The sequence below is a fragment of the Xanthobacter dioxanivorans genome, from assembly GCF_016807805.1.
Lineage (GTDB): Bacteria > Pseudomonadota > Alphaproteobacteria > Rhizobiales > Xanthobacteraceae > Xanthobacter > Xanthobacter dioxanivorans.
In genome coordinates, this window is record NZ_CP063362.1 from 3,919,602 (window position 1) to 3,934,130 (window position 14,529).

Consider the following 14,529-nt stretch of genomic DNA (forward strand, 5'->3'; position numbering starts at 1 on the left):
TCAGCCGGCCAGAGCCGCGCGCTGGCGCGCGGCGTCCTCGGCCAGGGCGGCGCGCAGGCGCGCCGCGTGCTCGGCCAGGACCTCCGGCTTCTCCATCTCGCTGGCCGGCGGCTTCATGGGCACGCCCAGGTGCCGGGGAATGATGTGCACATGCAGGTGGAACACCACCTGCCCGCCGGCTTCCTCGTTGAACTGCTGCACGGTGATGCCGTCCGCCTGGAACGCCGCCTTGGCGGCGATGGCGATGGTCTTGGCCACCTTGGCCACATGCGCGAGGTCGTCGGGATCGATGTCGAGGATGTTGCGGGCGGGGGTCTTGGGGATGACCAAAGCGTGGCCGGGGCAGCGGGGCATGATGTCGAGGAAGGCGAGGGCCCGGTCGTCCTCATAGACCTTCTGCGCCGGCAGCTCGCCCCGAAGGATCCTGGCGAAGATGTTGCTCGGGTCGTAGGCCGTCGTTGCGGTCATTGGGCATCCTCCGTGTTCGCCGCAGGAGATTGCAGGGCGGGCGCGGGGGGTCAAGGGGGCGGCGTGCCGCCCCCGTCAGCCGAAGCGGCCGGTGACGTAGTCCTGGGTGCGCCGGTCCTTCGGCTGGGTGAACATCTGCGCGGTGGGCCCGAACTCGATCAGCTCGCCGAGATACATGAAGCCGGTGAAGTCGGAGACCCGCGCCGCCTGCTGCAGGTTGTGGGTGACGATGGCGATGGTGGTGTGGGCCTTCAGCGCCTCGATCGTCTCCTCGATCTTCGCGGTGGTGATGGGATCGAGCGCGGAGCACGGCTCGTCGAGCAGGATCACATCCGGCCGCGTGGCGATGGTGCGGGCCATGCACAGGCGCTGCTGCTGGCCGCCGGACAGGCTGAGACCGCTCTTCGGCAGGATGTCCTTTACCTCGTCCCACAGCGCCGCCTGGCGCAGGGCCTCCTCCACCCGCGCGTCGATCCCGGCGGGCGAAAGCTCCTCGTTGAGGCGCAGCCCGAGGGCGACGTTGTCGTAGATGGACATGGGGAAGGGCGTCGGCTTCTGGAACACCATGCCGATGCGCCCGCGCAGCGCCACCGGATCGACCGACGGATCGAGGATGTTCACCCCGTCCATGATCACCTCGCCCTCCACCGTCTGGTCCGGATAGAGCTCATACATGCGGTTGAACACGCGCAGCAGCGTGGACTTGCCGCATCCCGACGGGCCGATGAGGGCGGTGACGCGGTGTTCCTCCAGCTTGAGGCTCACATCGCTGAGCGCGACCGTCGCGCCGTAGCGGAACGTCACGTGACGCGCTTCCAGCTTGACCCGTGGCGTTGCGGAGCGGCCGGCGGCCGGGCTTCCGATCGGCTGGGCGCCGGCGGGAAGGGCATGGGTCGGCGAGGCGTGGATCGACATGGTGCTGTGCCCCCAGCGGCCGGTTCCGGAAGAACGAGCCCTGAGGATACTAGATGCGCCGGCGCATGGCGTCCTTGCGCGAGGTCACAAGCCGGTGCACCCGTCCCGCACGGCGCTCCCGCCGCTCAGTTCTGGCTCTGGGCCTGCGCCTGCTTCTGCGGGGCGCGGCCGTCGCAGGCGCTGACCCGTTCCTCGAGGTCGAGGCCGGTGCTGCGCATGGCGGCGACGCCCACCGCGTCGAGGCCCACGGCGAGGCGGACATAGTGCTCCGTCCCGCACAGGTTGCGCCCGGGATCGAAGGAGATCCAGCCCATGGAGGGCACGTGGGCCTCGGCCCAATGGCGCAGCTTGCCCTGGCCGTCCTCCGCGTCCTCGGGAGCCAGATAGCCGGAGATGTGCCGCGCCGGGAGCCGCAGGTGCCGCGCCGCCGCCGAGAACACATGGGCGATGCCGGCCGAGCAGGCCTTGCCGGCCTTCAGGGCCGCATCCGCGCTCAGGGGATCGCCCATGGCCGGCCCGTCCTGCTCTTCCACCCGCTCGTGCAGGGCCACCATGATGGCGTGCAGATGGGCGAGGGCGTCGCCGGGGGGCACCTTCACGCTCTCGGCGAAGGTGACGACGGCCGGTGTCGGCTCGGTGAGGTCGGTCTGGCGCAGGAACAGGGAGGGCGGGAACCGCTCCCCGGTGCCGCGCACGATGCCGGTGGTGTCCTGCGTCTCCACCTCGCCCTCGGCGGTCACGGTGAGCCGGTCGGTCGGCCCGTCCACGGAGAAGGTGTGGCAGAGGTTGCCGAAGGCATCCTCCTGCGGCGTGAGCCGGCAGTCGGAGTTCAGGTCGAGGGTCCAGCGCAGGATGTACTGGCCCTCGTGGGCGCGCGGCGTCAGGCGCACGGTCACCGCCATGTTGCGGGTGCCGGGCTCGAGCCGCTGGGTGATTTCGTGAAGGATACGGATGCGCATGGCGTTCCCCTCTCGGGAGGTCCCTCGGTCCGGCACTTTCGATCCGGCCCTCCGCGGTAGCTGCGAACACGTGGCGGCGTGCCGGCCGGTTCGCGGAGAACCGGAACGGCGCGCCCTTCCGCCTCAGGTCAGATACTGCTCGGTGATCTCGGCGCCCAGCTTGTTGTTGTCGGAGATGAATTCCGTGATGAACTCATGCAGGCCGGTCTGGAAGATGTCGTCGATGGATTTGTTGGTGAGCCGCGCCAGCATGGAGCGGGCGAGCCGCTGCGAGGGCCCCTGCCGTCCGTAGACGCTGGCGATGTCGTCGAGGTTGCGGGCGAGCGAATCGTAGCAAGCGGCCAGCGAGCGCGGCATCTGCCGGTTGAGGATCAGGAGGTCCGCCACCAGCCAGGGCTTCACGCTGTCGCGGTAGACCCAGTGGAAGGCGGTGAGCGCCGATACCGAGCGCAGGATGGAGGCCCACTGGAAATAGTCGAGCGGTCCGCCCACGTGCTCCTTCTCCGGCAGCAGCACATGATACTTCACGTCGAGGATGCGCGCGGTGTTGTCCGAGCGCTCGAGCTGGGCGCCGGAGCGGGCGAACCAGTAGGCGTCATTGCGCAGCATGGTGCGGAAGGTCGCGCCGTCGAAGCGGAGCGAGGTTTCCTTCACGAAGGCGAGGAAGCGGGCGAGCTCCTCGCGGGTCAGCGCCCGGTTGGGGAAGTTCCGCAGCTCGATCCAGGCGGAATTGATCACGTCCCACATTTCCGAGGTGAGCGCGGTGCGCACGGAGCGCGCATTGGTGCGCGCCACCTCGAAGCAGTTGCGGATGGAGGAGGAGTTCTCCGTCTCGAAGGCGAGGAAGGAGACGACGTTCTCCTCCTTGGCGTCCTCGAGGGGACCGTAGCGGGCGACGAATTCGTCGGCGCAGCCGGCGGTCAGCACGGCCGAGCCCCACTCGTTGGTGGAGCCGCCATAGGTGACCGGCGTGTAGGCGAGGCGCTGGGAAACATCGAGGATGCGCGCGAGGCAGTCGGCGCGTTCCACGTAGCGGGTCAGCCAGTAGAGGTTGTCGGCGGTGCGGGAAAGCATGGTGAGCCCGTTGCGGAAGGAGAAGATGCGAGGCGCGCGGAACGCGCGATTAGGCGTCCGGAGTCCGGATGACGTGGCTCATCCGGGGAGGGATCTTGCGTCGAGAATCCATAGCATGAGCATGCGGGCTCAGGCGTCGAGGCGTGGCCACATGCGCGCAGGCGCTCATGCGTCCAGCACCCGAAGCATGTGCGCGGGCGCTCATGCGTCCAGCACCCACGTGTCCTTGGTGCCGCCTCCCTGGCTGGAATTGACCACGAGGGAACCCTCCTTCATGGCCACGCGGGTGAGGCCGCCGGGGACGATGCGCACCTTGTCCGAGCCGGACAGAATGAACGGGCGCAGGTCCACGTGGCGCGGGGCGATGCCCTTCTCCACCAAGGTGGGGCAGGTGGAGAGCGCGAGCGTGGGCTGGGCGATGAAGTTGGCCGGATCGCTGATCAGCTTCTGCCGGAAGCTCTCGATCTGCGCCTTGTCGGCGGCCGGTCCCACCAGCATGCCGTAGCCGCCGGAGCCGTGGACTTCCTTCACCACCAGCTCGGGCAGGTGCTCCAGGACGTATTTGAGGTGGTCCTCCTCGCGGCAGCGCCAGGTCGGCACGTTGGGCAGGAGGGGCTCCTCGCCGAGATAGAAGCGGATGATGTCCGGCATGTAGGAGTAGACCGCCTTGTCGTCGGCGACGCCGGTGCCCACCGCATTGGTGAGGGTGACGTTGCCGGCCTGGTAGGCGCTCATGAGGCCGGGCACGCCGAGCACGCTGTCGCGGCGGAAGGCGAGGGGGTCGAGGAAATCGTCGTCGAGGCGGCGGTAGATCACGTCCACCCGCCTGGGCCCCTCGGTGGTGCGCATGAAGACGACGCCGTCCTTCACGAACAGGTCGCGGCCCTCCACCAGGTCCACGCCCAGCTTGTCGGCGAGGAAGGAGTGCTCGTAATAGGCGGAGTTGTGGATGCCGGGGGTGAGGATGGCCACGTTCGGCTCGTGCCCGCCGTGGGGCGCCAGCGAGCGCAGGGTGGCGAGCAGGTCGTCTGCATAATTTTCGACCGGCGCCACCTTGTGCATGGAGAACAGCTCCGGGAACAGGCGGAGCATGATCTCGCGGTTTTCCAGCATGTAGGAGACGCCGGAGGGGGTGCGGGCATTGTCCTCCAGCACGTAGAAGGTATCGGGATCCGTGCGCACGATGTCGATGCCGGCGATGTGCACGTAGAGGTCGTGCGGCACGCGCTGGCCGTTCATTTCCGGGCGGAAGGCGGGGTTCTGGTAGACGAGATCCTCCGGCACCACGCCGGCCTTCAGGACCTCGCGCTTGCCGTAGACATCCTTGATGTACATGTTCAGCGCCTTGACGCGCTGCTCCAGCCCGCGCGACAGGCGGCCCCACTCCTCCTTGGTGAGGATGCGCGGCACGATGTCGAACGGGATCAGCCGTTCCTGGGCGTTCTGCTCGCCATAGACGGCGAACGTGATGCCGATGCGCCGGAAGATGAACTCCGCCTCCTTGCGGCGATGGTTCAGCACGTCCTGGGGCACGTCGGCGAGCCAGCGGTGCAGGGTTTCGTAAGCGGGCCTGACCGCGCCGTCGGTACTGGACATTTCATCGAACGCGTGCCGCATTGGGACCGTCACTCCGCACCCACGAGAAGCCGTACCAAACCTGTACAAGCATCGTGCCAAAGAAGTGCTAAACGGGGAAGGCGTCCAGAAGGCTAAGCTGACGCTGATATAGTGATTAGAATTTAGGCATGCGCTCCAGATGAAGACGCGGGCGCGGTCAGGGAGCAGGACATGGGCGAGGCAGACGGCGCGGGATCGATCACTGCTGCGCTGGTGGTCATCGGGGATGAGGTCCTCTCGGGCCGCACCAAGGACAAGAACATCGGCCACATCGCCGAACGCTTGACCGACGTGGGCATCGACCTGCGCGAGGTGCGCATCGTTCCGGACGTGGAAGAGGACATCGTGGCGGCGGTGAACGCGCTCCGCCAGCGCTTCACCTACGTGTTCACCACCGGCGGCATCGGGCCGACCCACGACGACATCACCGCCGATTCGATCGCCGCGGCCTTCGGCGTCTCCATCGACGTGGACCCGCGGGCGCGGGCCATGCTGCTCGAATACATCGCCGAGAAGGACCTGAACGAGGCGCGCCTGCGCATGGCGCGCATCCCCGCCGGCGCCAGCCTCGTGGTCAACGAGGTGTCCAAGGCGCCGGGATTCCGCATCGGCAACGTGATCGTCATGGCCGGCGTGCCGCGGATCATGCAGTCCATGCTGGAGGCGGTGCTGCCGGAGCTGGACAAGGGCCGCCCCATGCTCTCGCGCACCATCCTCGCCGATGCGCGGGAGGGCGACATCGCCGCCCCGCTCGGCGAGATCGCCCGGGCCTTCCCCGAGGCGGTCATCGGCTCCTACCCGTTCCGCGACGAGACGGACGGCCGCTTCAAGACGAATCTCGTGGTGCGCTCGCGCGAGCCGGCGGTGCTGGACGCCGCCGGCGATGCGGTGGCGCGCATGGTCGAGGCCGCGGCCGGCCCGGGCTGACCGGCCGGCGCGTCCGCCGACGGGGCGCAGGCCGGTCGTGGGCTGCTCAGGGCTGGCCGGCGATGCGCGGCAGATAGATGTCGCGATACCAGGCGACGAAGCGGCCGATTCCCTCCTTCAAGGGCGTGCGGGGGGCGAAGTCCACCGCCTCCGCGAGGGCGGAGACATCGGCGAAGGTGGCCTTCACGTCCCCCGCCTGCATGGGCTCCATCTCCAGCTTCGCCTTGCGGCCGAGGGCGTCCTCGATCTGGCTGACGAGCGCCATCAGCGGCTCCGGCGCGTGGTTGCCGACATTGTAGATGCGATAGGGCGCGGCGGAGGTGGCCGGGTCGGGCCGCGCGCCGGACCAGGCGGCGTCCGGGGCCGCCGGCCGCGGCAGCAAAGCGAGGACGGCGTCCACCACGTCGTCCACATAGGTGAAGTCGCGCAGCATGTCGCCGTTGTTGAACACCTTGATCGGCCGACCGTGCCAGATGGCGTCGGTGAACAGGAACGCCGCCATGTCCGGCCGGCCCCACGGCCCGTAGACCGTGAACAGCCGCAGCCCGGTGACAGGCAGCCGGTAGAGGTGGGCATAGGTGTGGGCCATCAGCTCATTCGCCTTCTTGGTGGCGGCATAGAGGCTGATGGGGTGGTCCACATTCTGCCCGACGCTGAACGGCAGCGTGGTGTTGGCGCCGTAGACCGAGCTCGACGAGGCGTAGACGAGATGCTCCGTCTTCTGGTGCCGGCACCCTTCCAGGATGTTGCCGAAGCCCACGAGGTTGGAATCCACGTAGGTCTCGGGATGCTCGATGGAGTAGCGCACCCCCGCCTGGGCGGCGAGGTGGACCACGTGGGTCGGGCGGTGGCGCGAGAAGGCGGACGCCGTCGCGGCGCGGTCGGCCAGGTCCAGCTTCTCGAAGGTGAAGCCGGGCAGGGGGGCGAGTTCCGCCAGCCGCGCCTGCTTGAGCCGCACGTCGTAATAGGCGTTCAGATTGTCGATGCCGACGACGCCGAGCCCGGTGTCGAGCAGGCGCCGGGCCACGGCGGCGCCGATGAAGCCGGCGACGCCGGTGACAAGAATGCGGGCATCGGTGAGGGGGAAGTGTTCAAGTGTGATCCGTCCAGCCGGGGCATTCCCGAGAGCGGGCCTTCTTAGACCGCCATCTTGGGCCTGGGAAGCAGCCCGGCCCCCGCCTTTGGGCGGTGGCCGTACGGGAGTGGTAATATGAGGGGTAGCACGCGCGGCGTGCCCTGCCGAACATCCCGTCACCGAAGCCGTGTCGGTGGCCGGTGGAACGGGGTGGAGGGAAGTCCTGGGGTCCCGTCCCGGGTACAGGATGCCGTCCGTGCGCCGCCAGTGCCCCGCGCCCTTACCGGGGGCGGGCATGGGGTGCCGGCGTCAGTACGCGTCCTTGCGCAGCACCTCGATGAAGGTTTTCAGGATGATCTTGATGTCGATCAGGATCGACCAGTTGTTGATGTACCAGAGGTCCATCTCGATGCGCCGGGCCATCTGCTCCAGCTCGGCCGTCTCGCCGCGCAGCCCTTGCACCTGCGCCCAGCCGGTGATGCCCGGCTTCACGTGGTGGCGGAAGGCGTAGCCGGCGATGAGCTTGGAATAGGCATCGTCATGGGCGATGGCGTGGGGCCGGGGGCCGACGATGGACATGTGGCCGAACAGCACGTTCAGCACCTGCGGCAGCTCGTCGAGGCTGCTGGCCCGCAGGAAGCGGCCGATACGGGTGACGCGCTTGTCGTTGCGCTGGGCCTGCACCACCTTGCTGCCATCCTCCATGACGGTCATGGAGCGGAATTTATAGATGGTGAATTCCCGCCCGCCGAAGCCGTTGCGGCGCTGGCGGAAGATCACCGGCCCGCGGCTGTCGAGCTTGATGGCGACGGCGAGCACCAGGAACAGCGGCAGCAGCAGGGTGAGGGCGACGCTCGCCACCGAAATGTCGAGCGCGCGTTTCTGCGCCAGCTCCAGCCGCGACAGCGGGGCGCGCTGCACCTCGATGGCGATGGAGGCGCCGAAATCGACCCGTGGCGCGTCGAGCAGCTCGCTGACCGCCTCGTCGGGCAGGAGCTTCACCGGGATCGGCAGCGCGCGCAGCCGGGAGCGCACGGCTTCGAGCCGCTCGATGTTGCTCCAGGGCATGGCGAGGAGGATTTCCTCGATCCGGTTCTGGCGGGCGAACTGGAGGGCGCTCTTCAGCGTGTCGGCGTCGCTCGCGTCGAGGGCGCCGGTTTCGGTCTCGTTCGGAGCGGAGAGGCTGAAGCGGCGCGTCTCCTTCAGGCCGAGACGCACCAGCAGGTGCGCCGGCACCACCTGCTCCAGCTCGGAAGGGTCGCCGATGAGGATGGTTGGCCGTCCGCGCACGGCGCCGGTGGCGGCGGCGCGGCGCAGCCATGCGGCCATGGCCCAGCGCGAGGCCGGAAGGGCCACGAGCCCGCTCACGGCGAGGATGCCGGTGGAGAGGCGAGACGTGCTGACGCCCACCTTCAGGCAGAAGATGACCGCCGCCACCACCAGCATGGCGAAGATCCAGTTCACCACCGCCGCGGTCGTCTGCTCGACGATGCGGACCATGCGCCACGGCTTGTAGAGGCCGCGCGAACTGGTCGTCAGCACGAAGGCAACGGCGGCGAGAATGCCGATGCCGATCGGGTGCGTGTACTCGAACGCGATGTCGCCGCGCTCGGACGTGAAGAAGCTCACGAGCACGCACAGCCCGAGAATGATCGCCACGTCGTACAGGACGAAGAGTGGCGCGATGGAGGAATAATCCAGGCTGCCCGAGCCTTTGCGCGCGACCGCCTCGCCCGCACGCTTGACCTGGATATTGTCGGTGGAAAGCGACATATGCCCCTCGGATTCCGGCAATCCGGAGTCCCCCGCGCTCCATGAATGATGAGGGGAAAATAGCATCTGCGCAGGGGGCGCGGCAAGTCAGTATTGCGCAGCATGCGGGCTGTCAAAATAATGTAATAACTCTAATGGTTGGGTTAGAATAATGGAAATATAACGTATTTATCATGTAATGAATCTCATGAATAAATAAATATGTAAGACAAATTTTAGAATTTGCGAGGAGTATTTAAGAAAACGCGGCCTTTCGTTTGTTGTCGTATGCTTAACGCTGCGCGCGGATTTATGATTTTTTGAGGGTATTGCCTACGCTTTGGGCATTTGTGCGCTGCGGCGCGACGGGTGGCGCGGCCGATTCAGGCAGCTCCGGGGGCTCCGTTCGAATTCGCGCGCATTTGGAGGTATTATTTCAACGCTTACACGAGGACGTGTTCGCCGGAGTTCAAGCGCTGTCGCCAAATGCGGCAGCGGCCTTCGCCCATCGTGGCGGATCTGCCCCCATCGCGGGCGCTTGCCGTGCGGAATGCTCCATGAAATAGGCGGAGCCGCCGTTGGCGGAGGCTTGCTGGTACCGCCATGATGGATGGACGGGGCGTTTTGTCGCATCGTTCTTCGCCGATAAATCCGCGACCGGCTCTTCGCACCCCCGACAATGCGGTGGGGAGCGCCGGGCGGATGTGCGGTCGGCGGGCGGGAGCGGGCTTTCTCGGCGCCGGAAATCCGATGGGCGGGGCGCCCCTCGACAGTGCGGGCCGGCTTCGCTAGAGCACATCCGTGGGGCGCGGCGTCGCGACTTGCACGTTAAGGCGTTGTCTTGCTTGAGCTTGGACGCGAATCCGCTGCTCGGGTTGCTTGAACTCGGCCGCTTCCGCCCGGCCACGCCAGCCAGCGGGCCGGACCGAGGGAGATCGCGGCCCGCCGGTCGCCGGTCCTTCGGTCTGGTGCGCCGAGGCGGAGGCATCGCGCCGCCGCGTCTTTTCCGGATCAGGGGCCTGACCATGAACGATCCCGACACGACGATCCCGCTTGTGCGGTCCCTGAAGTGGTCCTTCCAGTGGTCCGCTGCCATCGTGCTCCGCCACCCGGTGGTGGTGGCGGCCTATGTGGCCGGCGGCATCCTGTGGGTGGCGATCGGCTTCGCGGCGCCGCTCCTCGGCGGCGTGGCGGGGCTGGTCTATTCCCTCGCCTTCATTCCGCTGGCCCTGCTCACCCACAACGAGGTGCTGCGTGGCCCCTCCAAGCTTGATGCCGGCACCCTCGGCGAGGGGTATGGCCGGGTGCTCGGCTATTTTCTCGATACCCTCGTCCTGGCTTTGATCGCCATCTTCAGCGCCCTGGTGCCGGTGGTCGTCATCAGCCTGCTGATTGCCAACGGCGAGGCGACGAGCGGTGTCCTGGAGGCGATCCTGGTGCTGGTGCTGATCGTCGCGGTCGTCGTCGCCACCTCCCGCTTCGCCCTGCGCCTGCCGGCCCGCGCCCTCGGCGCGCCCATCTCCTGGGGCGAGGCCTGGCGGCTCGGCCAGGGCAACATGCTGCCGCTCTGCGCCGCTCCCATCGTCATCGCCATCGGCTTCGCCCTCATCGAGGGAATGGCCGATGGCCTCTTTCCGCCGCTCCTGTCCGGCCTCGTCTCCATCCTGGCGGTGCCGGCGCAGGTGATCTTGACCTGCGCGTTCCTCTCCGTGGCCTACGGGCAGCTGATGCGCACCCCCAAGGCGCCCCGGCCCGAGACGGCCTGAGGTCGCGGCGGTCAGGGCACGCCGCGCACCGGGTCCGGATGGCCGTCGATGCGCATCTGGAAGACGAAATAGGTGGGCGAGCAGAAGCCGCTGGCCGCCGCCGCCGCGACGCCCGGCAGGGTCGGCGGCAGCGCCTGGCACATGAAGTCCTCGCGGCAGAAGCGCCCCTCGCCGCAGGTGGGCCGGTTGCCGCGGGAAACGCTGGCGTTCATGCACTTGGCGAAATTGTCGGTGGCCACGCACAGGTCGAAGGCCTTGCCGCCCACCACGGCGCAGACTTCCGGCGGGATCCTGCCCCGGCCGAAGCCGGCGAAGTCGCGTTCGGCCTGCGTGCACTGGCGATAGGCCGAGCCGCCCGGCACGCCGAGCTTGGCCGGCCGGCAGGTATAGGCGGTGGGCGAGGCGGCGGCGGCGCGGCTGTTGATCTGCCGCAGGATGCGGAAGCGGTCGAGATAGGGCGCACGCCCGGGCACGATCTCCCCCTCCAGGCACGGCATGCCCGAGACCAGGTCGGCCTCCCGCGTCGGCAGGCATTGCCCCGTCGCCACCGGCAGGCGCGGATTGCGGGCGACGGCTTGGCAGGAGGTGCCGGCGCCGCAGCTCCACGGCCCGTGGAAGGGCGCGGGCCCGCGCCCCGGCGGCAGCAGGCAGGCCATGGTGGGCGCGGCGGGCGCGCCGGCGTGGGGCGTGTCCCCGCTCCAGCGGGCGGGGGGCGCGAAGGACAGCGGACGGAAGGTATCGGGCGGACGATCCTCGGCGAGGGCGGACAGGTAGGCCCGCCGCCGCGCGTCCTCCGCATAGAGGTGGGGCGAGAGCGCCACCTTCACCACGTTGAAGGGCGACACGTCCGGCTCGTCCTGGCCGATGAGGTGGAAGCCGGCGGTGGCCGCGCCCTGGTGGCAGCCGGTGCAGGAGGCGTCGTCGAGGCGGGCGAGGAGCCCCGCCGGCGAGGCCACGAGCCCGAGCCCGTCGAAGTCGAGGCCGGCGAGGTCCGCCTCGGTGAGGACGGCGGCATAGGGGTGGTTGGCGGCGCGGGCGCTGCCGAAAGTGGAGAAGGAGAGGGCTTTTTCGGCGAGGAAGTCGTCCGGCAGCTGGAACACCCCATGGTCGATGTCCCGCACGTGGGTGCGCACATATTCCACCAGCCGCGCGCGCAGCGCCGCATCGGCCTTCAGCCGTTCCACGTCGGGGGTGTTCTCCAGCGCCCTGGGCACCAGCCGCCCGGCTTCCGGCGTGAAGACCCGCATGAGGTAGACGGCCTGCCCGCCGAGCTCCGTCTCCATGCCGGAGGGCAGGCGGACGACCTGGGCGTTGATCTCGATCTGCCGCAATCGCAGCCCGGCGAGCGGCCCTTCGGCCAGCCACCGCGCGGTCTCGGTGGCGGGCAGGGCGGGCGCCGGCGGGGTCCAGCGCGCGGCGAGATTGGGGCATCCGCCCTCGGCGGCCTTCGGCACGTCGAACACCGCATTCACGTTCACCGGCAGGCGCGAGGCATAGACCGTGGCGCCGTGGGTGAAGCGGTAGGCGAGGCGGTAGATGAGCCGAACCTCGCCGCAGGACGGGCGGTCGGTGAGGGCGGTGAAGTCGCGCCGGTCCGCCCGGTTCACCACCCCGACCAGGCGGAAGGCGGCGAGGGGGGAGGCGAGCCAGCGCACGTCCATGACGCGGCCCTCATTCTCGTCCGTCACCTCGAACAGCGGGCGCTTGTCCGCGGCCATGCGCTGGCGCAGCGCGCTGACGTCCGCCACGATGCGGCCGGCGAGGTCGGCATAAAGCGGGCTCTGGCGGGTAAGAACGTCGAGGCTCGCCGCCTCCGGCGCGCCGGCGAGCGCGGCGAACCCGAAGCCCCGATGCTCCAGCTCGGTGGTGACGGCGCGATCGAGAACGAGGCGGGTGGGCTCCTTGCCCGCGCCTTCGCCTTCGTCGCCGCCGGGACCGGAGCCGGCAGCCCCGGCGGGCGGTGCGAGGGTGAGCGCGAGCGTGACGAGACCCATGGCCATTGCACGCGTACCGCTGCGATGCAGCATCGGTTTCACCTCTTTTACCGCTTCATGCCTCATCTGGCTGCCATGAAACCTGCGCATGCCACGGACCTGCGGGACGCGCTATAGCGAACCACTGTCCCACCGGATCCCCTCTTGATGAATGCCCCGGCCGGCATCGGCCTGCAAATCTGCGCCACCTTCTTCTTCGCCGTCATGTCCGCGCTGGTGCGGCTCGTGGCGCAGGACGTGCCGAGTGGTGAAATCGTGTTCGCCCGCAGCTTCTTCGGCCTGGTGCCGGTGATCGCCTGGCTGGTGGCCAGCGGGCGCATGTGGCCGGCGCTGGCCACCCGCGCGCCGGCGGGGCACGTGGTGCGCGGACTGGTGGGCGTGAGCTCCATGTGGATGTCCTTCGGGGCGCTGGCCTTCATTCCGCTCGCGGAGGCCATCGCGTTTTCCTACGCCACGCCGCTGGTGACCGTGGTGCTGGCCGCCGTCCTGCTGGGCGAGCGGGTGCCCCTGTTCCGCTGGGTGGTGCTGGCGGTGGGGCTGGCCGGCATCATGCTGATGCTCTGGCCGTCGTTCTCCCATGCCGCGGTGGGCACCGGGCGGGCGCCGCTGATCGGCTCGGCCCTGGCGTTGACGGGCGCGCTGGGGGCCGCATTCGCGGTGACGCAGGTGCGCCACCTGACCCGGACGGAGACCTCCGAGGCCATCGTCTTCTATTTCTCGCTGGTCGCGGCGTGCGCCGGGCTCGCCACCGCTCCGTTCGGCTGGGTCCTGCCGGATGCGTCGACGGCCTTCGTGCTGGTGGCGATGGGCCTCGCCGGCGGGGTGGGGCAGATCTGCATGACGGCCGCCAATCGCTACGCGCCGGCATCGGTGGTGGCGCCGCTGAACTACGCCACCCTGATCTGGGCCACCGGCCTCGGCATCCTGATGTTCGGGGAATGGCCCCCCGCGCTCGTGGCGGCGGGGGCGAGCGTGGTGGTGGTGTCCGGCCTCCTGCTGGTGTGGCGCGAACGCCCGGCCCGGCGCCGGCGAAGGGCGAAGGGGGCGGGTGGCCCCCGGCCCCGGGAGAAGGCGGCGGCGGATCCGCCGGGCGGCCGGAGGAGGCGCATCCCCCCGGCGCAGATACGGGGGACAGCCCTCCCGACGGGGGATGCCGGCGCGATGCGGCGATGCAACCGGCGCGCGAGTCGGATGCACCCCGGCGCAGGGCGGTAGGGTGGTAGATTTCAAACGGCGTAAGGCATTGCAACGGTTGGGCGGCGGCCCCAAGGGCAGTTTCGTGTTGCGACGCGACACCGGTTGTGGTACATCATCCTTACCTAATCGGAGTGCAGGCGATGGCTAAGATTTCTTCTTTCGGGATGGCGCTGCGTGGTGCGGCGGTTGCGGGTCTTCTTTTCGCCACTGTGGCGCCCTCTCAGGCGGGGTGGCTGCAGCGTTTCTCGTCTCTGCGTGGTCCGTCCACGCTTTCCTCTTCGGGCGGCTTCCAGTGGCCGTGGCTGGTGCAGTACCGTGCCTACCGGTATGACCAGCGTCTCAGCCGGTTCTTCGGCCGGCCCGTGAGCCCCTTCTGCCGGTTCTTCTGCGGCGCCTGATCCGGGTTTTCCCGTCGCATTTCGATTATGAAGTGACCCGTTCTGGCATGTCCAGAACGGGTTGTTTCGCGTTTTTGTCCTTCGAGAATTGCCTGGCCGGGCGGCGTTGGCTGGCGTTTATGTTGCGTTGCAGCGCCATGGCGTCGGAGAGAGGCCCCTGGCGGCCATGTGGCGGAGATTCGCCGCGGCTGTCGGCGCGGCGATGAGGGGTGGTGTGCGCAACTAAAAATTGTGCATGCGCTGTTGTTCCTCAGGCCCAGCGCTTTCACCGGCCCAGCGCTTTTACCTCAGCGCTTTCGCCTGTCGCGCGCCGCCGATGGACCTGAGAGGCCTTCTCGCTTCAATCCCAAGCTCGCTTCAATCCCAAGCCCATTCGGCGCGGCGCCC

General features: G+C 68.6%; 12 protein-coding genes. 4 read left to right on the forward strand and 8 right to left on the reverse strand.

Translation table 11 applies throughout. The annotated features are described in order from the left end of the window. The 5 genes from EZH22_RS18320 to EZH22_RS18340 form a co-directional block, all read right to left on the reverse strand. On the reverse strand, window positions 1–468 hold the full coding sequence (locus EZH22_RS18320) for an HIT family protein (RefSeq protein WP_203191934.1): 468 nt from the start codon (window positions 466–468) through the stop codon (window positions 1–3). Between the two features lie 75 nt (window positions 469–543). Next, on the reverse strand, window positions 544–1,383 hold the full coding sequence (gene pstB / locus EZH22_RS18325; protein WP_203191935.1) for a phosphate ABC transporter ATP-binding protein PstB: 840 nt from the start codon (window positions 1,381–1,383) through the stop codon (window positions 544–546). Window positions 1,384–1,508: 125 nt separating this feature from the next. Beyond that, window positions 1,509–2,342: a transglutaminase family protein gene (locus EZH22_RS18330; protein WP_203191936.1), complete on the reverse strand. Its 834-nt coding sequence runs from the start codon at window positions 2,340–2,342 to the stop codon at window positions 1,509–1,511. Window positions 2,343–2,465: 123 nt separating this feature from the next. Continuing rightward, window positions 2,466–3,416 carry an alpha-E domain-containing protein gene (locus EZH22_RS18335; protein ID WP_203191937.1) on the reverse strand — a complete coding sequence of 317 codons (951 nt, stop codon included), beginning with the start codon at window positions 3,414–3,416 and terminating at the stop codon, window positions 2,466–2,468. Window positions 3,417–3,617: 201 nt separating this feature from the next. Continuing rightward, complete coding sequence (locus EZH22_RS18340; RefSeq protein ID WP_203191938.1) at window positions 3,618–5,033, reverse strand: circularly permuted type 2 ATP-grasp protein; 1,416 nt, start codon at window positions 5,031–5,033, stop codon at window positions 3,618–3,620. Window positions 5,034–5,204: 171 nt separating this feature from the next. Here EZH22_RS18340 and EZH22_RS18345 point away from each other — a divergent pair, with 171 nt between their 5' ends. Next, window positions 5,205–5,960 carry a competence/damage-inducible protein A gene (locus EZH22_RS18345; RefSeq protein WP_203191939.1) on the forward strand — a complete coding sequence of 252 codons (756 nt, stop codon included), beginning with the start codon at window positions 5,205–5,207 and terminating at the stop codon, window positions 5,958–5,960. A gap of 46 nt (window positions 5,961–6,006) precedes the next feature. Here the strand turns inward: EZH22_RS18345 and EZH22_RS18350 are convergent, their stop codons facing one another. Beyond that, complete coding sequence (locus tag EZH22_RS18350) at window positions 6,007–6,987, reverse strand: NAD-dependent epimerase/dehydratase family protein (RefSeq protein ID WP_269902886.1); 981 nt, start codon at window positions 6,985–6,987, stop codon at window positions 6,007–6,009. A gap of 357 nt (window positions 6,988–7,344) precedes the next feature. Continuing rightward, window positions 7,345–8,808 (reverse strand): undecaprenyl-phosphate glucose phosphotransferase, encoded by a 1,464-nt coding sequence (locus EZH22_RS18355; protein WP_203191941.1) that lies wholly within the window; start codon window positions 8,806–8,808, stop codon window positions 7,345–7,347. Between the two features lie 1,004 nt (window positions 8,809–9,812). Between EZH22_RS18355 and EZH22_RS18360 the strand changes: the two genes are divergently transcribed. Further along, window positions 9,813–10,553, forward strand: coding sequence for a hypothetical protein (locus EZH22_RS18360; protein ID WP_203191942.1), 741 nt, complete (start codon window positions 9,813–9,815; stop codon window positions 10,551–10,553). Window positions 10,554–10,564: 11 nt separating this feature from the next. Here EZH22_RS18360 and EZH22_RS18365 read toward each other — a convergent pair whose 3' ends face one another. Beyond that, window positions 10,565–12,580 carry a hypothetical protein gene (locus EZH22_RS18365; RefSeq protein WP_203191943.1) on the reverse strand — a complete coding sequence of 672 codons (2,016 nt, stop codon included), beginning with the start codon at window positions 12,578–12,580 and terminating at the stop codon, window positions 10,565–10,567. A 114-nt stretch (window positions 12,581–12,694) separates the two neighbouring features. Between EZH22_RS18365 and EZH22_RS18370 the strand changes: the two genes are divergently transcribed. Further along, window positions 12,695–13,762 carry a DMT family transporter gene (locus EZH22_RS18370; RefSeq protein ID WP_203191944.1) on the forward strand — a complete coding sequence of 356 codons (1,068 nt, stop codon included), beginning with the start codon at window positions 12,695–12,697 and terminating at the stop codon, window positions 13,760–13,762. A 122-nt stretch (window positions 13,763–13,884) separates the two neighbouring features. Beyond that, window positions 13,885–14,142 (forward strand): hypothetical protein, encoded by a 258-nt coding sequence (locus tag EZH22_RS18375; RefSeq protein WP_203191945.1) that lies wholly within the window; start codon window positions 13,885–13,887, stop codon window positions 14,140–14,142. The last annotated feature ends 387 nt before the right edge of the window (window positions 14,143–14,529 follow it).